The sequence below is a fragment of the Pseudoclavibacter sp. AY1H1 genome (assembly GCF_002931055.1).
In the GTDB taxonomy this organism is placed as follows: domain Bacteria; phylum Actinomycetota; class Actinomycetes; order Actinomycetales; family Microbacteriaceae; genus Pseudoclavibacter.
In genome coordinates this window covers 66,008-84,293 of the sequence record NZ_PSXX01000009.1, presented here as the reverse complement: position 1 = coordinate 84,293, position 18,286 = coordinate 66,008, and the positions used below count along the sequence as shown (strand labels likewise).

The 18,286-nt window shown below is 70.8% G+C and carries 16 protein-coding genes; 10 read left to right on the top strand and 6 right to left on the bottom strand.

Going from position 1 to position 18,286, the window contains the following annotated elements:
- The first annotated feature begins 73 nt into the window (after positions 1 to 73).
- Together C5E05_RS13935 and C5E05_RS13930 are read left to right on the top strand one after the other, a co-directional pair.
- Positions 74 to 769, top strand: a complete 696-nt coding sequence (locus C5E05_RS13935; RefSeq protein WP_104342244.1) for a response regulator transcription factor — start codon at positions 74 to 76, stop codon at positions 767 to 769.
- Positions 766 to 1,896, top strand: coding sequence for a HAMP domain-containing sensor histidine kinase (locus tag C5E05_RS13930; protein WP_181059610.1), 1,131 nt, complete (start codon positions 766 to 768; stop codon positions 1,894 to 1,896). Before C5E05_RS13935 ends, C5E05_RS13930 begins: the two co-directional genes overlap by 4 nt.
- On the opposite strand, the gene C5E05_RS13925 is transcribed toward C5E05_RS13930, so the two are convergent.
- On the bottom strand, positions 1,889 to 2,392 hold the full coding sequence (locus C5E05_RS13925; protein WP_181059608.1) for a VanZ family protein: 504 nt from the start codon (positions 2,390 to 2,392) through the stop codon (positions 1,889 to 1,891). The genes C5E05_RS13930 and C5E05_RS13925 overlap by 8 nt on opposite strands.
- Before the next feature lie 128 nt (positions 2,393 to 2,520).
- Between C5E05_RS13925 and C5E05_RS13920 the strand changes: the two genes are divergently transcribed.
- Positions 2,521 to 3,990, top strand: a complete 1,470-nt coding sequence (locus tag C5E05_RS13920) for an amino acid permease (protein WP_308471901.1) — start codon at positions 2,521 to 2,523, stop codon at positions 3,988 to 3,990.
- Between the two features lie 128 nt (positions 3,991 to 4,118).
- Here C5E05_RS13920 and C5E05_RS13915 read toward each other — a convergent pair whose 3' ends face one another.
- The 3 genes from C5E05_RS13915 to C5E05_RS13905 form a co-directional block, all read right to left on the bottom strand.
- On the bottom strand, positions 4,119 to 4,802 hold the full coding sequence (locus C5E05_RS13915; protein ID WP_104342242.1) for a triacylglycerol lipase: 684 nt from the start codon (positions 4,800 to 4,802) through the stop codon (positions 4,119 to 4,121).
- A 176-nt stretch (positions 4,803 to 4,978) separates the two neighbouring features.
- A complete protein-coding gene (locus C5E05_RS13910) occupies positions 4,979 to 5,605 on the bottom strand; it encodes a response regulator transcription factor (protein WP_104240942.1) in 627 nt (208 codons plus the stop codon).
- A complete protein-coding gene (locus C5E05_RS13905) occupies positions 5,602 to 6,804 on the bottom strand; it encodes a sensor histidine kinase (RefSeq protein ID WP_104342241.1) in 1,203 nt (400 codons plus the stop codon). Before C5E05_RS13905 ends, C5E05_RS13910 begins: the two co-directional genes overlap by 4 nt.
- Positions 6,805 to 6,969: 165 nt before the next feature.
- Here C5E05_RS13905 and C5E05_RS13900 point away from each other — a divergent pair, with 165 nt between their 5' ends.
- The 6 genes from C5E05_RS13900 (at position 6,970) to C5E05_RS13875 (ending at position 12,894) form a co-directional block, all read left to right on the top strand.
- Positions 6,970 to 8,037 carry an ABC transporter permease gene (locus C5E05_RS13900; RefSeq protein WP_104306447.1) on the top strand — a complete coding sequence of 356 codons (1,068 nt, stop codon included), beginning with the start codon at positions 6,970 to 6,972 and terminating at the stop codon, positions 8,035 to 8,037.
- Positions 8,034 to 8,720 (top strand): ABC transporter ATP-binding protein, encoded by a 687-nt coding sequence (locus C5E05_RS13895; protein ID WP_104342240.1) that lies wholly within the window; start codon positions 8,034 to 8,036, stop codon positions 8,718 to 8,720. The genes C5E05_RS13900 and C5E05_RS13895 overlap by 4 nt, the downstream gene beginning before the upstream one ends.
- 82 nt (positions 8,721 to 8,802) lie before the next feature.
- Positions 8,803 to 10,056 (top strand): NAD(P)/FAD-dependent oxidoreductase, encoded by a 1,254-nt coding sequence (locus C5E05_RS13890; protein WP_104342239.1) that lies wholly within the window; start codon positions 8,803 to 8,805, stop codon positions 10,054 to 10,056.
- Entirely contained in the window at positions 10,053 to 10,505 is a 453-nt protein-coding gene (locus C5E05_RS13885) for a DUF2809 domain-containing protein (RefSeq protein WP_219819539.1), read from the top strand. Before C5E05_RS13890 ends, C5E05_RS13885 begins: the two co-directional genes overlap by 4 nt.
- Positions 10,506 to 10,724: 219 nt before the next feature.
- Positions 10,725 to 12,410 carry an ABC-F family ATP-binding cassette domain-containing protein gene (locus tag C5E05_RS13880; protein WP_104342238.1) on the top strand — a complete coding sequence of 562 codons (1,686 nt, stop codon included), beginning with the start codon at positions 10,725 to 10,727 and terminating at the stop codon, positions 12,408 to 12,410.
- 76 nt (positions 12,411 to 12,486) lie between these two features.
- A complete protein-coding gene (locus C5E05_RS13875) occupies positions 12,487 to 12,894 on the top strand; it encodes a DUF5684 domain-containing protein (RefSeq protein WP_104240949.1) in 408 nt (135 codons plus the stop codon).
- Positions 12,895 to 13,009: 115 nt separating this feature from the next.
- On the opposite strand, the gene C5E05_RS13870 is transcribed toward C5E05_RS13875, so the two are convergent.
- The gene (locus tag C5E05_RS13870; protein WP_104342237.1) at positions 13,010 to 13,813 is read right to left on the bottom strand and encodes an alpha/beta fold hydrolase; all 804 of its coding nucleotides are present in this window, start codon (positions 13,811 to 13,813) and stop codon (positions 13,010 to 13,012) included.
- A gap of 134 nt (positions 13,814 to 13,947) precedes the next feature.
- Between C5E05_RS13870 and C5E05_RS13865 the strand changes: the two genes are divergently transcribed.
- Positions 13,948 to 16,098: a cell wall-binding repeat-containing protein gene (locus C5E05_RS13865; protein WP_104342236.1), complete on the top strand. Its 2,151-nt coding sequence runs from the start codon at positions 13,948 to 13,950 to the stop codon at positions 16,096 to 16,098.
- A gap of 40 nt (positions 16,099 to 16,138) precedes the next feature.
- Here the strand turns inward: C5E05_RS13865 and C5E05_RS20540 are convergent, their stop codons facing one another.
- Entirely contained in the window at positions 16,139 to 18,247 is a 2,109-nt protein-coding gene (locus tag C5E05_RS20540) for a response regulator (protein ID WP_258064876.1), read from the bottom strand.
- Between the last annotated feature and the right edge of the window lie 39 nt (positions 18,248 to 18,286).

Here is an 18,286-nt window from a genome sequence, read left to right as displayed (position 1 = left end):
GCGAGCGCACGTTGCCGTGGCGTTGCGGGTTTCCCATATGCGGGCGATATGCCGCGGCTCGTATCATCGGCACATGCGTGTGCTGTTGGTAGAGGACGAGCCCTACATGGCGGAGGCCATCCGTGACGGGCTGCGGCTCGAGGCGATCGCCGCCGACGTCGCCGGCGACGGGCACGCGGCGCTGGAGCTGCTGAGCGTCAACGACTACGACGTCGCCGTGCTCGACCGCGACATCCCCGGCCCGTCCGGCGACGAGGTCGCGAGACGCATCGTCGCCTCCAAGAGCGGGGTGCTCATCCTCATGCTCACGGCCGCCGACCGCCTCGACGACAAGGCGTCGGGCTTCGAGCTCGGCGCCGACGACTACCTCACGAAGCCGTTCGAGCTGCAGGAGCTCGTGCTCCGGCTGCGCGCCCTCAACCGCCGCCGCGCGCACAGCCGCCCGCCCATCCACGAGATCGCCGGCCTCAAGCTCGACCCGTTCCGCCGCGAGGTGTACCGCGACGGGCGCTACGTCGCCCTCACCCGCAAGCAGTTCGCGGTGCTCGAAGTGCTCATGAGCGCCGGCGGGGGAGTGATCAGCGCTGAGGAGCTGCTCGAGAAGGCGTGGGACGAGAACGCGGACCCCTTCACGAACGCCGTGCGCATCACGGTCTCCGCACTCCGCAAACGACTCGGCGAGCCGTGGCTCATCGTGACCGTGCCCGGCGTCGGCTACCGCATCGACGCCGAGGCAGCATCGGTGCTCGACGAGAACGAACTCCGGTGACGAGGCAGCGCGGCCTCAGCGTGCGCTTGAAGCTCGCGCTGAGCTACGCAGGCTTCCTCATGATCGCGGGCGCCCTGCTGCTCGCCGTCGTCTACGCCTTCCTCCTCCGCTACGTGCCGGCCGAGGCGATGGCCAGCGAGTGGACCTTCTTCCCCGGCCGCACCGACCTCGTCCGCGCGTTCGTGCCGGCCGCGGCCTGGGCGCTGCTGTTCCTGCTCGTCTTCGCGCTGGTCGGCGGCTGGTTCCTGGCGGGGCGGATGCTCGCCCCGCTCACCCGCATCACCCACGCCACGCGGGCCGCGGCGGCCGGGTCGCTGTCGCACCGCATCCGCCTCGACGGCAAGAGCGACGAGTTCACCGAGCTGGCGGACAGCTTCGACGCCATGCTCGCGCAGCTCGAGGCGCACGTCGCGCAGCAGCAGCGCTTCGCGGCGAACGCCTCGCACGAGCTGCGAACGCCACTCGCGATCTCACAGACGCTCCTCGACGTCGCCCGCCGAGACCCGGGGCACGACCACGACGAGGTACTCGGGCGCCTCCACTCGGTCAACGCGCGCGCGATCGAGCTGACCGAGGCGCTGCTTGTGCTGAGCCGCACCGAGCACGGCACCTTCGCGACCGAGCGCGTCGACCTGTCGCTCGTCGCCGAGGAGGCGGCCGAGACGCTGCTGCCGCTCGCCGAGAAGCGCGGCGTCGCCATCGAGACGGAGGGGGAGGCCGCGGACACGATCGGCTCGCCTGCTCTCATCTCCCTCCTCACGACGAACCTGCTGCACAACGCGATCGTCCACAATCTCCCCGAGGGCGGCATGGTGCGCCTGACGACGGCGTCGGCACCGGATGCGGCGACCCTCGTCGTCGAGAACACGGGAAGCATGGTCGGCCCCGAGCTGCTGGCAACCCTCACGGAGCCGTTCCAGCGCGGCGAGCAGCGCGCCCGCAGCGACCACGCCGGAGTGGGGCTGGGCCTCGCGATCGTGAAGAGCGTCGTCAAGGCCCACGGCGGGACGATGCGCCTCGCGGCCCGGGACGGGGGCGGGCTGCGCGTGACCGTCCAGCTGCCGCCGGCCACGCGGGCCGCGACCCGGGCTGAGTTCGGCTCCCAGCCGAGCGCCCGCGCTAGCTGAACGCCGCGCGACGCACGCTCGGGGCGACGACGGCCGCGCCGAGCAGCGCACCCACGGTGTTCGCGACGATGTCGCTCGTGTCGAAGCTGCCGACGGCGAGCGCGAACTGCGTCGTCTCCATCGCGAGGCTCGTGAAGCCGGCCGCGAAGAACGTCTTCGGGCCAGGCAGGACGCGCCACAGGTACCCGGTGCAGAGGCCGAACGGCACGAAGACGGCGACGTTCGCGAGCACCTCCAGCGGCTTGCTCGCCGCGTACCCCTCGCTTGCGATGAAGGGGATGAGCTTCAGCTGCCTCGTCTCGCCCCACCCGACGAACGGCACCTCGAGCTTCCACACGATGAGCCACGTCAGCAGCACCAGGTACGCGAGGAAGAGCACGGCCACGAGGAAGCGCGGCGCCCGCGAGCGTCGACGAGTCCGCGGGGCCCGCTGGGCGGTGGCGAACGCCCCGGTCGTCGGGAGTTCCAGGGTCTGGTCTGCTCGGCTGTAGCTCATGGCTACAGCCTCTCGAGGGGCGTGTTGCGGCGGCGTATGCGGGTTTCGATACGCGGACGATACCCGCCAGCGCGGGGGAAGCCACGGGCGCCGTGCCGGGGTCGCCATTCGTGAGAGACTTCCGGCTTGTGACTTCCGCCAGCGCATCCGAGAACACCAACCAGCACGAGGCTGCGCGAGAACCGCAAGCGGTGGCCAGGCAGGCGAGCTCCGCCCACCACCTGCAGCGTTCCCTCTCGCCACGCCAGCTCGCGATGATGGGCCTCGGCGGCGCGATCGGCGCCGGCCTCTTCGTCGGCTCGGGGCAGGCGATCGCCGTCGCGGGCCCCGCCGTGCTCGTCTCCTACGCGGTCGCGGGCCTGCTCGTCATCCTCGTGCTGTTCATGCTCGCCGAGATGGCCGCCGCCGACCCGCAGAGCGGCGCCTTCTCCGTGTACGCGGCGAAGGCCTTCGGCGCCACGGCCGGCGCGACGCTCGGCTGGTTCTACTGGATGCAGCTCGTCATCGTCATCGCCGCCGAGGCGACGGGCGCGGCCGCGATCGTCGCAGCCTGGACGCCCGGCATCCCGCAGGGTGTGTGGGCGCTCGCCTTCATGGTCGCGTTCACGCTCATCAACCTCCTCGGCGTGCGCCGCTACGGCTCCTTCGAGTTCTGGTTCGCGGTGCTCAAGGTCGCCGCCATCATCGGCTTCCTCGTGCTGGGCGCCGCCCTCCTCTTCGGGCTCATCCCCGACGTCCCGTCCCCGGGCCTCTCGAACCTCGTCGCCGGCGACGGATTCGCGCCAACCGGCATCCTCGGCATCTCCGCGGCCCTGCTCATCGTCATGTTCAGCTTCGGCGGCACCGAGCTCACCGCGATCGCCGCCGCCGAGACGCGCGACCCGACCACGAGCATCCGCCGCGCCGTGCGCAGCGTGCTGTGGCGCATCCTGCTCTTCTACATCGGCTCCGTGTTCGTCATCGTCGCCGCCCTCTCCTGGACGGACCCCGCCGTCGTCGCGGGGCCCTTCGCCGCGGTGCTCGCACTCACGAACATCCCGGGCGTCGACCTCATCATGTCGGCCATCATCGTCATCGCCCTCCTCTCGGCGCTCAACGCCAACCTCTACGGCGCCTCCCGCATGGTCTACTCGCTCTCCGAGCGTCGCTTCGCGCCCCGCGGCATGCAGCGCCTCGCGAAGAACGGCACTCCGACCATCGCGGTGCTCGTCTCGGTCGGTGTCGGCTTCCTCACGGTGATCTTCAACTTCCTCGCCCCAGACGCCGTGCTCCCGACGCTCCTCAACATCGTCGGTTCGACGCTCATCGTGCTGTGGGCGACGGTCACGGCATCGCAGTTCGTGCTGCGGCGGCGGGCGGATGCGCGCGGCGAGACCCTCACGGCCCGCATGCCCGGGTTCCCGTGGCTGAGCATCCTCGCCGGCGTCATCCTCGTCGTGATCGTCGTCCTGACGATGCTCAACGAGGGCTCACGGGAGCAGCTGCTCGCGACGCTCGCCATGACGGCCGTCATCGCGATCGCGTGCGCCTTCACCAACCGCCGCCTGCGCCGGCAGGGCATCGACCCCGTGCAGCTGCTGCGCGGCGAGCACCACTGAGCTGAAACCCGGGGCACGAACTCTGGGGCGTGATCCCAGGCAGTCAGTCCCGGGTCGCGAGTCCTGTGTCGCGAATCCCGGGCCGTGACCGGTCGCCGCCAGGCCGGGTGCGCCTCAGCTTCGCCGGCTCAGGCCCCGGTCAGCTCCTTCAGCACCGCGAAGCCCCGCAGGATGCCGGGGTGGGTGAGGATGCGGAAGTGGCCGCCCGTCGGCAGCTCGATGTTCCGCGCGAGCTCGAGCACACTGCCGTCGGGGATGTGCGGGTCGAAGCGGCCGAACACGGAGACGATGCGGGAGTTCGCGTCGCTCTCGCGGGCCAGCGCGAGGATCGTCGCGTCGCTGGGGGAGAAGATGCGCAGGCTCGAGACGGCCATCGCGCGGGCGTAGCGGGAGCCCGCGAACGGCGTCGCGATGGCGAGCATCCCCGCGATCCGCTCGGCGCTGTCGCCGAACGACATGGCGAACTTGCCGACGAGCCCGCCCTTGCTGTGCGTCACGAGGAGCACGTCCGTGAGGTCGTTGGCCCGCAGGTACGCGGCGACGTGCTCGGCCGCGTCCGGGACCGGCCGGTGGTTGAAGCCGAGCGGCTCGAGCACGTGCACGGGGTGGCCGTTCTCGTGGATGGCCTCGATGAGCGGCAGCATGAACCGCCAGGGCTCGTAGACGCCGGGGATGATGACGACGGGGGCCCCGTCGCCGCTGAGGTACGAGCTGGCCTCGGCGCGGCTGAAGGCGGCACGGACCTGCCGCTCGACCGCGTAGACGTAATCGAGCGCCCACCAGCCGAGCTTCTGCAGTGCGCCTGTGATCATCGCGCGGCTCGATCGCCGGCGGGAGAGCCTGACGGAGACCCCGCGGGAGACGGGCGCTGCGCGGGGTGAGCCGAACGCCGTCGCCGCGGTGTGAGGACTGCCATGCAAACGCCTTCCCTGGAACGGGTCTCAGCCTGCTGCGCTCAGGCGCGGCTTCGACGGGGGGAACGAGCAGGCTACCGGAGGATGCCGCGTGCCCTCGCCTCGGAGACCGCCGCGGTGCGGGACGTGGCGCCGAGCTTCGTGAAGACGTGCGCGAGGTGCGACTTCACGGTCGTCTCCGTGACGAAGAGCGCCGCGGCGACGTCCGTGTTCGAGAGCCCGGATGCGACGAGCTCGAGCACTTCGATCTCCCGCGGCGAGAGGCTCTGCTGGGGCGTGCGGAGCCGGTCCATGAGGCGGGAGGCGATGGGCGGCGCGAGCGCGCTCGCACCGCTCGCCGCGGCCCGGACCGCCGCGAGCAGCTCGTGGGGCGGCGCATCCTTCAGCAGGTAGCCGCTGGCGCCGGCTTCGACGGCCCCGAGGATGTCGCCCTCTGAGTCGTAGTTCGTTACGACGAGCACGTGCGGCGGGTCTGGGAGGCTGCGGATGCGGCGGGTCGCGGATGCGCCGGACTCGTTCTCGCGCGCACCGAACTGGAGGTCCATGAGCACGAGGTCGGGCCGCTCGGTGGCCGCCGCCTGCACGGCCTCCTCGGCGGTGGACGCCTCCGCCGCGACCTCGATGTCGGGCTCGAGGCCGAGGAGGGCGCGGAGGCCTGCTCGCACGACGGGGTGGTCGTCGGCGATCACGACGCGGATCATGCGGTGCCTTCCCGGGGGAGCGTTGGGAGTGTGACGGTCAGGGTGGTGCCCTGGCCGACGCTGGAGGTGACGTCGAGGGAGCCGCCGAGCTGCTGCACTCGCTCGCGGGTGGCGACGAGCCCGAACGAGTCCGAGTTCGCGCCGCCAGCCTGCTCGTGGGTGCTGGCGTCGAAGCCGCGGCCGTCGTCGGCGACGGCGAAGACGAGCCCGGCCGCCGACTCGTCGAGGGTGATGGTCGCGCGGCTCGCGCCAGCGTGCTGCACGACGTTGGCGATAGCGCCCTGCGCGATGCGCAGCAGGGCGGTCTGCACGGGCATGGGCAGGGAGTCCGCGCTGCTGTGCACTTCGACGTGGATGCCGTGCGCGGCCGACGTCGCGTCCGCGAGCCGCCGCAGCGCCTGCTCGAGGTCCATGCCGTCGAGGTCCGGCGGCGACAGCTCGCGGATGAAGCGTCGCGTCTCGGCCAGGTTGTCGGCGGCCGTCTCCCTCGCCAGCCGGATGTGCCCGACCCCGGCGCCGGCGGGGTCGGCGCGCTCGGCGGCGTGCAGCAGCATCTGGATGCTCGCGAGGCCCTGCGCGACCGTGTCGTGGATCTCGCGGGCGAGGCGGGAGCGCTCCGTGAGGGTGCCAGCCTCCCGCTCCGTCGCGACGAGGTGCTCCTGCGTCGCGAGCAGCTCCCGCATCAGCTGCTCCCGCTCCCTCGCCTCCTTCGCGAGCGCCTCGTAGCCGATCCCGATGAGCACCGCGACGCCCGCGCCGATGCAGGGGCCGATGACACCGGCGACCGACCAGCCCTCGTGAAGCCCGAGGCCGATGACGGCGATGGCCGTCGTCGCGGCGACCGCGAGCATGCCAGCCCGTCGGCCGAGCAGGTGCAGGTACACGAAGAAGAGCGGGAAGACGAGGTACGCGGCCTCCCGGGAGAGCCAGAGCAGCAGCATCCACTCGAGCGTCAGGGCGAGTACCCAGAGCAGCCGCTGCCTGGGCAGTGCGGCCACCAGCCGCGTGCGCCTGGATGCGGCGATCGCCCCGAGCGCGTACGTCGCGCCGAAGAGCAGCGTCGCGGCCAGCACGAGCGCCGTGCTCTGCTCGGGGGTGAGCACCGCGCGCACGGCGACCAGCGCCAGGAGTCCGAAGAAGAGGGCGTGGAGCCCCGTGCGCAGTCCCACGAAGACGGGAGTGAGCGCAGTGGTCGGCATGCGGCTCAGCCTAGACACGGCTCGCGTCGTGGTCATCCTTCGAAAGGTGGAGCGACGACTCCATCGTGCGGTCCGCGAGGAGTGTGCCGACGGGCGATGCCGGGCGGGGGTGCTCGGCGGGAGGGTTGCCTGAGCCGCCGGAACTGGCGGCAGGAAAGGACCACCATGTTCGTCGCGCTCCGCGACCTCCGCTTCGCGAGAGGCCGATTCGTGCTGATCGGCGCCGTCGTCGCGCTCATCACCGTGCTCGTCGGGTTCCTCAGTGGGCTCACGGGCGGCCTCGCCACCCAGAACATCTCGGGAGTCCTGGCGCTGCCAGCCGACCGCCTCGTCTTCACCGTCCCGGCCGGCGACGACGCACCGAGCTTCTCCACCTCGTCACCGTCTCGTGAGCAGGCGGACACGCTCGCCTCCTTCCCCGGCGTGAGCAGCGTCGACCCGCTCGGCATCAGCCAGCTGCGGGCCGAGACCGCCGAGACGGGGGCCGCCGTCGCCGTCTTCGGGGTCCCGGTCGGGTTCGCGGATACCTCGCCAGCGGCAGGAGGCGAGATCACGCTCTCCGAATCCGCGGCAGAGGACCTCGACGCCACGGTCGGCGACGAGGTCACCATCGGCGGCGCTGCCTTCGAGGTCGCCTCGATCGGACCGGAGGCCTGGTACAGCCACACGCCGGTCGTGCAGATCACCCTCGCCGACTGGCAGGCGCTCGCGGAGCAGACGGGGGCTCCCGGCGCCTACGCCACCGTGCTCGCCGTCTCGGGGAATGCGGACTGGGCCGCAGCGGATGCGGAGACCCGCACCGTCTCCGAGTCCCTGCTCGGCGCCCTCGGCGCGCTCGCCGCGTTCCGCTCCGAGGTCGGCTCGCTGCTGCTCATGGTCGCAATGCTGTTCGGCATCTCCGGGCTCGTGATCGGCGCGTTCTTCACGGTGTGGACCATGCAGCGGCAGGGCGACATCGCCGTGCTCAAGGCGCTCGGGGCGAGCACACGATCGCTCGCACGGGATGCCCTCGGCCAGGCCCTCCTGGTGCTCGTCGCCGGAATCGGCGTGGGGGTGGGGCTCGTCGCCATCCTCGGCGCCCTCGCGGGCCAGGCCCTGCCGTTCCTGCTGAGCCCCCTCACCACCCTCCTCCCGGGAGCCATCATGATCGCCCTCGGGCTCGCCGGGGCCGCGTTCGCGCTGCGCTCCGTGACCACAGCCGACCCCCTCACCGCACTCGGGAGCAACCGATGATCGCACTGGACAACATCACCCTCACCTTCCCCGACGGGGGAGGGCGCCTGACCGCGCTCGACGGCGTCAGCCTCACCGCCGACCGGGGGACCGTGACCGGCATCACGGGGCCGAGCGGCTCGGGCAAGTCGAGCCTGCTCGCCGTGGCGGCCACCCTCATCCGCCCGGATTACGGCAGCGTGATGATCGGCGGCGTCGATGCGAGCGACATGAGCCGCACGGAGTCGGCGGCACTGCGTCGGTCCAGCATCGGCATCGTCTTCCAGCAGGCGAACCTCCTCCCGTCGCTCACGGCGCGCGAGCAGCTGCTCGTCATGAACGAGCTCGGTGCACCCGGGAGCCGCCGCCGCAGGCCCGCCGCAGCGGCGCACGCCGACGAGCTGCTCGCCGCGGTCGGTCTCGCGGAGCACGGCGCGAAGCGCCCGCACCAGCTCTCCGGCGGCCAGCGGCAGCGTGTCAACATCGCGAGGGCCCTCATGAACGACCCGAGTGCGCTCCTCGTCGACGAGCCGACAAGCGCGCTCGACCAGGAGCGCGGGGCCGCGATCATCGAGCTCATCCTGCGCCTCACCGAGGAGCTGGACACGGCAACCCTGCTCGTCACGCACGACCTCACCCACCTGCCCCGGATGCACGACACGGTGCAGCTGGTCGACGGGAGACTCGCGCAGCTCCAGCACTGAGCCGCCCCCGACGGGCCGCGACTGCGCGAGAATCAGATGCGCGGCCCGTCTGGCCGCTCACCACGGAAGGCGGCGGAGACCCATGCGCATCATCGTCATCGGAGCTGGCCTCGCGGGCCTCACCGCCGCCTGGGAGCTGCGGAAGCGCGGCCACGACGTCAGCGTGCTGGAGGCCAGGGCCCGGGTCGGGGGCCGAACCTGGTCGCAGCGGCTCGGCAACGGCGCGATCACCGAGCGCGGCGACGAGTACGTGTTCCCGACCGAGTTCGCCATCCGTCGGCTCTCCGCCGAGCTCGGGGTGCCCATCCTGAGCCACAACGTGCGCTACGCGAGGCGCACCGTCGACGGCCGGCACGTGTCGTTCGCCGAGCTTGAGGCGACGACCGAGCAGATCACCGAGACCCTCCGCGGGATGCTCGCCGACGGACTCACGCGCGTCTCGGTCGAAGACGCCCACCGTGAGGCGCTCGGCCCCGACTACCAGCAACACCCGGTCTACCGCCGCATGGTCACCTCCCTCGCGAACGACCCGAACCTCGTGAGCGCCGCCTCCGCGTTCCTCTACGACCCGGATGCGGACCAGCCGTTCATCGACGACGGCGGGCGCTTCGTGGGCGGCAACCAGTCGCTCGCCATCGAGCTGGCCCGCCGGCTCGGGGCCGCGGTGCGGCTCGAGCACCCGGCCCGGGCGATCGACCAGTCGAGCAGCGGGGTCGAGGTGACCCTCGCTGACGGAAGCACGCTGCACGCCGACGCGGCCGTGATCGCCGTGCCGCTGCCCATCCTGCGCAGCCTGCGACTCGGCTTCGCCCTCACCCCGGGGCAGGATGCCGCCCTCTCGCACCGCATCATGGGCACCGCCGCGAAGCTCGGCGTGCCCCTCGCCGCCGTCGACGACGACATCGCCCTGCAGAGCGCGGACCTGAGCTGGTGGTCCTGGCGCTCCCTGTCTGCCGACGGCGAGCACCGCATCCCCGCCCTGTCCTGCTTCGCGGGGAGCAGGGCCACCCTCGACGCCCTGCACACGGAAGCGGGACCGGGGCGCTGGGTCAGCGAGCTGCAGGCGCTGCGGCCCGAGCTCGTCATCGACGGCGACGTGCTCCTCACCGACTGGAGCGACGACCCGTGGACGCGCGGCTCCTACTCGGCGGCCTCGCTGGACTGGACTCCGGCCGACCTCGACGCGTTCGACGTGCCAGCGGGCCGGGTCGCCTTCGCGGGCGAGCACACGGGCCTCGAGCAGACCCTCAACGGCGCCGTCGTCTCCGGCCTCCGCGCGGTCACCGCGATCGGGGCCGTCGAGCGCCTGACCGAGACGAGCGGCGGCCCAGCGTGAGCGGCGCGGCTGAAGCCCAGCAGGAGCTGACCTCGCGCGTGGATGCCCTGCGCCGCCGAGTCGCGGCCGCGGTTCTGCTCGCCGCGACCGTCGCGCTGGGCCTCGCAGTGCACTACGCGCTTCCGGATGGGGAGTTCGGGGACATCGTCGGTGCCGGCCTGTACACGGTCGCCGTCTACCTCGGGGTCGTCCTGCTCGCGCCCCGCGCCAGAGCGTGGACCGCGTTCGCGCTCGCGGTCGCCTGGTCGTTCGCGGTCGAGCTGCTGCAGCTGACCGAGCTGCCAGCCCGCGCGAACGAGGCGTTCGCACCGGCCCGGCTGGTCCTCGGCTCCGGGTTCGAGGTGAGGGACCTGCTCGTGTACGCGCTCGGCGGCGGCGTCATGCTCGGCGCAGACCTGGCCGTGACGCGCATGCGAGCTCGACGACGTCGCGCCCCGCTGGTACCGTGAACGCGTGTTCCTTCTTCTCTTCTGCTAACGGCTGAGCTGGCCTTCCGCGCTCGCTGACGCCGGTCTCTCGAACCGAGACCGCCCGAGCATCACGGTGGCCACCTGCTCTGACCCGACTCCGGGTCGCCGTTTTCGCGCGCCCAGCCGCTGACGCCTTGCCGAGCCCTCTTTGAGACCTCTCCGAGCCCTCGGCGGCTCGCGCCGCGCCGCTCTGAAGGAATGATCGTGCACACCACCCCCAAGTCAGTTCCAGCGCGCCATCGCGCGCAGCTCACCCTCACCGACGTCTCGCTGCTGCGCGGCGCGAGGCCCGTGCTCACCTCCGTCGACCTCGTGGTCACCGCCACGTCGCGCATCGCGATCGTCGGCGAGAACGGCCGCGGAAAGTCGTCGCTCCTGCACGTGCTCGCGGGCATCCTCCCGCCAGACAGCGGCACCGTGCAGCGCATCGGCACCCTCGGTCTCGCCGAGCAGGAGATGCACGCCGACGACGCTCGGACCGTCGGCCAGGCCATCGCAGACTCCATCGCGACGGCGCTCGCCATCCTCGCCGAGCTCGACGCCGCAGGAGCGGCACTCGCGGAGGGCGGTCCGAGAGCCGAAGAGCGCTACGCCGCGGCCCTCGAGGCCGCGGAGGTGCTCGACGCGTGGGACGCGGAGCGGCGAGTGCTCATCGCGCTCGAGGCCCTCGACGCCGAGACCGATCCCGACCGCCTCCTCCGCGAGCTCTCCGTGGGACAGCGCTACCGGGTCCGCCTCGCCTGTCTCCTCGGGGCAGACGACGACTTCCTGCTGCTCGACGAGCCGACCAACCACCTCGATCGCGCGGGGCTCGATTTCCTCACCGAGCGGCTCCGCTCGCGCACGGGGGCGGTTGTCGTCGTGAGCCACGACCGGGCGCTGCTCGCCGACGTCGCCGAGACGATCGTCGACCTCGACCCGACGCCGGACGAGCGGCCCCGCGTCTCCGGCAATGGCTTCGCCGGGTACCGCGAGGCGCGCGCCGCCGAGCGCGAGCGGTGGGAGCAGGACTACGAGCGCCAGCAGCAGGAGCAGGCCCGCCTGCAGGAGAGCCTGAGCGCGGCGCAGAACCGCCTCGTCACGGGGTGGCGCCCGGGCAAGGGCGCGAACAAGCACGGCCGAGCCACCCGCGCAGCTGGCCTCGCGCAGAGTGTGCACCGTCGCCAGGAGGCCCTCGAAGCGCACGCCGTGACGGTGCCGGAACCACCGCGGCTCTTCCGGTTCCCGGAGCTCCGCACCCGGGCAGGAGCTGAGCTGCTGAGCGTCGACGGGGTGGCCGTCACGGGGCGCCTCCACGGTCCCGTGTCCCTCGCGCTCTCCCATCGGGGCAGGCTGGCCGTCACCGGCCCGAACGGTGCAGGGAAGTCGACGCTCCTGCGCGTGCTGGCGGGCTCCCTCGCCCCGGATGCGGGTTCGGTGCGTGTGCAGCCCGGCACCCGAGTCGGCGTGCTCCCGCAGGAATCGTCGCTCCCGCTCGAGCAGCGCGCGGCGGAGGTGTACGAGCTGCGGCTGGGCGAGCTCGAAGCCGCCGGCACCGTCTCACCGAGCGAGACGGTGGGGCTCTCGCAGCTCGGCCTGCTGCGGGCGAGGGAGGCGGGCAAGCGGGTCGGCGAGCTGTCGATGGGGCAGCAGCGCAGACTCGACCTCGCGCTGGTCCTCGCCGCGAAGCCGCACGTGCTGCTCTTGGACGAGCCCACGAACCACCTCTCGATGGCCCTGGTCGACGAGCTGACCGATGCGCTCGCGGGAACGCAGGCCGCGGTTGTGCTCTCGAGCCACGATCGGCAGCTCCTGCGGGACGTCGACGACTGGCCGAGCCTGCACCTCAGGCCTCGAAGCGTGCAATTCGTGCCTTCCAGCGACGAAAGGCTCCCAGGAAGTTGACAGCTCGCGGTAGCGTTGCTCCGCTCCCCGAAGCCCAGGGGATCTCACCAGCTTCACGGACCTCAAGGACGTCACTATGTTCACGCTCGAAAACTCCACCCAGATGGACTCCTGGCAGTGGGAAGCGCTCTCGCCCGGCGGCACCGCCAGCGGCTTTGTCGGCTGGGTCCTCCTCATCATCGCCCTCTGGCCCGTCTTCCGGAAGGCCGGCTACCCGGGCTGGGGCGCCATCATCCCGATCTACAACGTCTACATCCTCGTCAAGATCGCCGGGTACCACGGCGCGACGGTGCTGCTCTACCTCATCCCGATCGTGAACGTCGTGTTCTCGATCTTCGTCGCGATGCGCATCGGCAAGGCGTTCGGCAAGGGCGGAGTGTTCAGCTTCTTCCTGCTCTGGCTGCTGTCGATCATCGGGTACTTCATCGTGGGCTACGGCTCTGCGCAGTACCGCGGACCCGGCGGACGCGCCATCACGGCCTAGCCTCCGCTCCACCCGCATCGCGCGCGCATCGCGCGTCTCGGCCGCGGTGACCCGCTTGTCCTCGACGACAAGCGGGTCACCGCGGCCGATTGCGTTGCAGCGGCTGCTGTCAAGCTCAGCTACCGAGGAACTCGACGAGCGCCGCAGAGACCTCGTCCGGCGCATCCAGCGTCACGACATGGCCGGCGCCGGCGACGACGAGCTCCGTGAGTCCGTCCGCCGCCGCCCAGGCAGGCATGGCTCGCGAGATGTTCCCGGTGGTGTCGCTCGCGCCACGGACCAGCAGTGTCGGCACGGGCGTGCGGTAGCCGGGAGTCGGACGCACGAACTGCGTCGTCGCACGCCAGACCGCCAGAAACTCCCGCTTCGACATCGCGCTGAACGTTCGCGTCAGCTCGGCACGTGCCGTCGCCGTCACGGCTGAAGCATCCGCCATGAGCTTCGGCAGGCTCCTCGCCGGGATCAGCTGGAGGATGGGCGCCGCGGCGCGGACACCGGCACGCTCCAGGAAGCTGAGCGGGCCGGCGTTCCAGGTGGAATCCAGCACCACGAGGCTCCGGAACCGCTCCGGGGAGCGCCGAACCAGCTCCTGCGCGAGATTCCCGCCGAGCGAATGCCCGAGCAGCGAGACCCTGCCGAGGCCGAGGTGCGCGATGAGCCGCTCGACGTCGCTCGCCAACAGCTCGGGGGAGAGGTCCGTCGAGTTCGGACGCGACGCCCCGTGCCCGCGAAGGTCGACGAGCACGACGCGCAGGCCTGCCAGACGAAGCGCATCCGCCTGGCGCCTGAACATCGTGTGGTCGGCGCCCGCCCCGTGCAGCAGGACAACCGCGTCGGCGTCGGCGTCGGCCGCGTCGAGGCTGTCGGAGTAGCGGAGGGAACATCCGCCGAGGGTGAGGTGTCCCGGAAGGCTGCGCATGCCAGCGACGGTAGTCGCTCCGCGAATCCGTGCCAATTCACGTGATTTCACATGCACGAGTGATTTCACCCCGTATTTCACCCTACGATCAGGAAAGGGGGCCACCGCTCGATCAATGAACACGGATGTGACTCATGAAGAAAGCGCTCTCCCTCTCTCTCGCCGCGATGCTCGCGGCCTCACTGCTGACGTTCCTCGGAACCGGACCAGCCCAGGCCGCGAACTTCGGGACCGTGGGCCAAGACGTCATGTCGCCAGCGAACTACGTCGCCAAAGGCAGCTACGCGACGACGACACCGCAGGGCGCGCCCGTCTCGTCACTGTCCGACCAGACGGCCGCGATGGTCGACACGCTGCCCGACCGGTACCTCAGCGACTACTGGAAGGGCCGACTCAAGACCTCCACGAACCGCGAGAACTTCACGATCCCCATCTACACGGTCGACAGCTCGAAAGCCGACGCCAACTGGGTGAAGGTGAAGATGCAGAGCTACGCGCTCTACCCGGACATCCACCCCGTCATGGAGGGCAAGGCGACCGCTTCGGCGACCGGAGGCACGTACGGGTTCCAGATCACTCCGTTCGCGACCACCGCGAAGAACTACGGCAAGGTCGTCATCCCGGCGCACGCCCTGCCCGGCGGTCCGATTCCGGGCGGCGACCAGTCGATGACCGTCGTCGATATCGCCACTGGCATCGTGCGCGGGTACTACGTCGCGGAGAAGCAGAGCGACGGGTCCTGGATGATGGGCGGCGGCTACCTCACCACCCTCAACTCCCCGAAGTCGACGAACTGGTTCGACCAGAACGAATGGCTCAAGGCGGAGCGGGGCACGAGCTCCGTCGGCGGCGTCATGAACGAGTTCCTCATGGCAGGCGCTGAGGAGATCGCGGCTGGCTCCATCAACCACGTCACGAGCTGGACCTTCCCCTCCACGCGGTCCGGCACGGCCATGTGGCCCGCCTACCAGACCGACGGGAAGCTGAGCGAGGCGCACGCCCCGAAGATGGGGCAGCGGTTCTGGATTCCCAACGACGCGGCCACGAACGCGAAGATCGCCGCGCTCGGTCTCTCCAGCTTCGAGAAGGTCGTCGTCAAGAACCTGCAGGAGTACGGCGGCATCATCACCGACCAGAACTTCTGGACCATGGCGCTCAACCTGCAGCATCCCGTCACGTACACCGCGCAGGGCAAGCCCAACCCGTACCTCCCCGGAGGCATCGTCCACAACGCGCACGGCAGCGTCGACCTCATCAACAAGATCCCATGGACCCTCACGAAGTGGGGCGAGATCACCTCGAGCACGAAGCTCCCGCAGTTCGGGGCGCCGACCGCCACGCCGACACCGACCGCGACGCCGACGACACCGGCAACGCCGAGCCCGACGGCGGCACCGGGTGTCGTCGACCGCCTGGGCTCCACCGATACCTACGCCAACGCGGTCACGGCCTCCGGCAAGGTCAACACGGTCGGCAACAAGCTGGTCATCGCAAACGGCGAGGGCGGTGTGGATGCACTCCTCGCGGCCCCCGTCGCCGCCAAGATCAACGGCAACCTGCTGCTCACGAAGCCAGACGCGCTCCCGTCCAGCATCTCCGCCGAGGTGACGAGGCTGAAACCCTCGGCGATCTTCGTCATCGGCACGATCTCGGAGGCGCAGAAGACCGCGCTCGGGAAGCTCACGCCGAGGCTCGAGGTCGTGACCGCCGCCGACAAATCGGAGACCGCGCTGGTGGTGGCGAAGCGGTTCTTCCCCAACGATCCCAACGTGTACATCGCCAACAGCGGCAAGGCGACGGAGATCGCCAACGCCTCCGGGAGGGCCACCCTCGCCAAGGCGCCGGTGCTCCTGACCGGGCCGACGCAGACCAGCGCCAGCTTCAAGTCCTACTTCGCAACCGGCAAGGTCACCTCGGCCCGTGTCATCGGCCCAGTGGCGTCGCTCTCGGCGACCGTCTTCAACGAGGTGAAGGCCAAGGTCTCGAACACGACCCGGGTCAACTCCTCGGACGCGTTCGCCATCAACGGGGCGCTCCTGGGCGACTTCGACGCCGGGAGCATCCGTCCGAAGGGCTTCGCGCTCGCGAACCCCGGAAGCTCCGCGGACATCGCCGTGGCCCTGCTCGTCTCCGCGCGCACCGGGTATCCGCTGGTGCTCGCCACGCAGACGTGCGTTCCTCAGACTGCGTGGGCCGTGACCTCGAAGTACCCCGGGGCCAACTACAGCGTCGTCGGAACGACGAGCGACCTGGTCTCGGACATCCAGAAGAAGCGGTGCGCGTAGGGATCGCCCAGCGCGCACCGCGGTGACCATGACCGGGAGATCAGCGCTCGGGGGAGGGAGACAACCGGTAGAGCACCTGCGGCCGCCCGCGCTTGCCGTACCGGTGCGCCAGGTCGATCACCCCCGTCTCGACGAGGTGGTCGAGGTAGCGCCTCGCGGTCGCACGGGAGATGTCGCAGGCCTCGGCGACGTCGAGCACCGTGGCCGGGATCACCGGGTCGAGCGAGGCGACGACCCGCTCGAGCGTGACCTGTGCCAGCCCTTTCGGGAGCTGCGCCGACTGCGCGGCACCGTTTCGCGCCACGCTCGAGTGGCCGCGCGGCACGGCGGGCTGACGAATGCTGCCTGTGGCCAGCAGCCGGTCGATCTCACCCTGGCCGAGGGGTCGCTCGCGGTCGCTCTCCGGACTCGCTCGACGCTCGGCGCTGTAGAGGTCGAGGCGCTCCTGCAGGGCGGCCTGCGTGAACGGCTTGATGAGGTAGCCGACGACGTGGGCCGCGAGGGCCTGTCGCACCGTCGTCTGGTCGCGGGACGAGCTGATCACCAGCACGTCCGGTACCTTCGCGCCGAGTGTTCTGAGCCGGTGAAGGACTTCGACTCCGCTGATGTCGGGAAGCCGCATGTCAAGGAGCATGAGGTCGACCCCGCTCATGCTCTGCGCGAGCGCGGACTCACCGGTGCTGGCGGTACCGGCGAGCGAGAATCCGGGGATGTCGGTGATGAACCCGCTATGCAGGGCCCTGGCCCCACGATCGTCGTCGACCACGAGCACTCGGATCGGGTTCGAGGCCGCCCGCGGGCTCTCCTCGGTTCTGCTCATGCCGCTCCTCTCCTGGCCGCAACGACGGCGTCGATGATCTCGGTCATGGCAGCCGCTCGATCTCGAAGGCGAAGCGGACCCGCCGAGTCGTGACGCCCCGACTTCGATGGTGCCGCGGCGCGACGTGACCGTCCGGCGGACGAGCTCGAGGCCGATGCCCCGTCCGAGTCCGCTCGGGTCGGGCTTGGAAGAGAACCCAGGGGCGAAGATACGGCCGCTCGCTTCGGCGTCCAGGCCGGGACCGTCGTCGTCGACGAGCCCGATGATGCGGCTGCCGCTCTCGCGAAGCGTGCAGAGGACCTGGGATGCGCCCGCCTCGCCCGCGTTCCGGCAGAGGTTCGCGATGACGGTCACGACGCCGTCGTCGATGTCCTCGTCGAGCTCGAGGTCGAAGCTCGCCTGCGCTCCCAGCTCGTGTAGTTCGGCCCGCACCGCCTGCGTCGTGGCGTCGAGGAGGGGGAGGTGGAGACTCGAATCGGTGCTGTCGGAAGCGTCGACCCCTGCCGTCCGAACCGGCACGACCTCGTCGATGTACTCGAGCGCGTCCTGGGTGTCGCCTCTCGAGACGAGGCCGTGGACCACGTGCATGCGGGTGCTGAACTCGTGAGACTGCTCGCGCAGGGCGGTGGTCGTGCGCCGCATCTGCGCGTGCTCGGCGGCGAGCGCGTCGAGTCTGCGGAACCGGCGCTCGACCGCGAACGCGAGGGCCGAGCTGGCGAGCGTGCCGAGGACGAGTGCGCCGATCGTCCAGGGGAGGAGCTCCCCGAGGGCCTCGGCGCTGTCCGCGGAGATGCTCGACTCGAGCACGCCGACGGCGACCATTCCGAGGACGGTGTCGTCTTGCCCGACCACGGGGACCTTCGCGCGCAGCGAGGGGCCGGATGCACCTTCCTCCGTGCCGTGGAACGCCTCCCCGGCGAGGACGGAGGCGTTGGCCGTCGAGACCTGCACCCCACGCTCGGCGGGGTCCGGATGCGTGATGCGCACGCCCTCGTCGTCGGTGATGACGACGTAGTAGACGCCCGTCGCGTTCTCCACGAGGCTGGCAAGCGGCTGCAGGGCATCGGTGGCCCCGGCGAGGTCGTCCGCGTCCGCGAGCGCTGAGGTGGTGCCCGCATTCGTGACGGCTTCGAGCGCTCCACGTACCTCGTCCAGCTGTGCCAGGCTCGACGCGACTTCATGCACGCGCTCGGCGGTGGTCTCGCGAAGCTCCCTCTCCTGCGCCGAGAAGGCGATCGCGGCCGTGATCGAGACGGAGCCGAGCGTGATGAGACTCGGCACCACGAGCATCCCCAGGCGCACGGCTCGCTGGCTGAGCTTGAACGGCATCGTTATCCTCACTTCCCGCGCCCATGGCTTGCGGCTTCT

Bases quoted from the DNA above. Each gene is read 5' to 3' on its own strand.
- C5E05_RS13935 (WP_104342244.1), top strand. From the start codon at position 74: ATGCGTGTGCTGTTGGTAGAGGACGAGCCCTACATGGCGGAGGCCATC.
- C5E05_RS13925 (WP_181059608.1), bottom strand. From the start codon at position 2,392: ATGAGCTACAGCCGAGCAGACCAGACCCTGGAACTCCCGACGACCGGG.
- C5E05_RS13915 (WP_104342242.1), bottom strand. From the start codon at position 4,802: ATGATCACAGGCGCACTGCAGAAGCTCGGCTGGTGGGCGCTCGATTAC.
- C5E05_RS13910 (WP_104240942.1), bottom strand. From the start codon at position 5,605: ATGATCCGCGTCGTGATCGCCGACGACCACCCCGTCGTGCGAGCAGGC.
- C5E05_RS13905 (WP_104342241.1), bottom strand. From the start codon at position 6,804: ATGCCGACCACTGCGCTCACTCCCGTCTTCGTGGGACTGCGCACGGGG.
- C5E05_RS13900 (WP_104306447.1), top strand. From the start codon at position 6,970: ATGTTCGTCGCGCTCCGCGACCTCCGCTTCGCGAGAGGCCGATTCGTG.
- C5E05_RS13895 (WP_104342240.1), top strand. From the start codon at position 8,034: ATGATCGCACTGGACAACATCACCCTCACCTTCCCCGACGGGGGAGGG.
- C5E05_RS13890 (WP_104342239.1), top strand. From the start codon at position 8,803: ATGCGCATCATCGTCATCGGAGCTGGCCTCGCGGGCCTCACCGCCGCC.
- C5E05_RS13880 (WP_104342238.1), top strand. From the start codon at position 10,725: ATGATCGTGCACACCACCCCCAAGTCAGTTCCAGCGCGCCATCGCGCG.
- C5E05_RS13875 (WP_104240949.1), top strand. From the start codon at position 12,487: ATGTTCACGCTCGAAAACTCCACCCAGATGGACTCCTGGCAGTGGGAA.
- C5E05_RS13870 (WP_104342237.1), bottom strand. From the start codon at position 13,813: ATGCGCAGCCTTCCGGGACACCTCACCCTCGGCGGATGTTCCCTCCGC.
- C5E05_RS13865 (WP_104342236.1), top strand. From the start codon at position 13,948: ATGAAGAAAGCGCTCTCCCTCTCTCTCGCCGCGATGCTCGCGGCCTCA.
- C5E05_RS20540 (WP_258064876.1), bottom strand. From the start codon at position 18,247: ATGCCGTTCAAGCTCAGCCAGCGAGCCGTGCGCCTGGGGATGCTCGTG.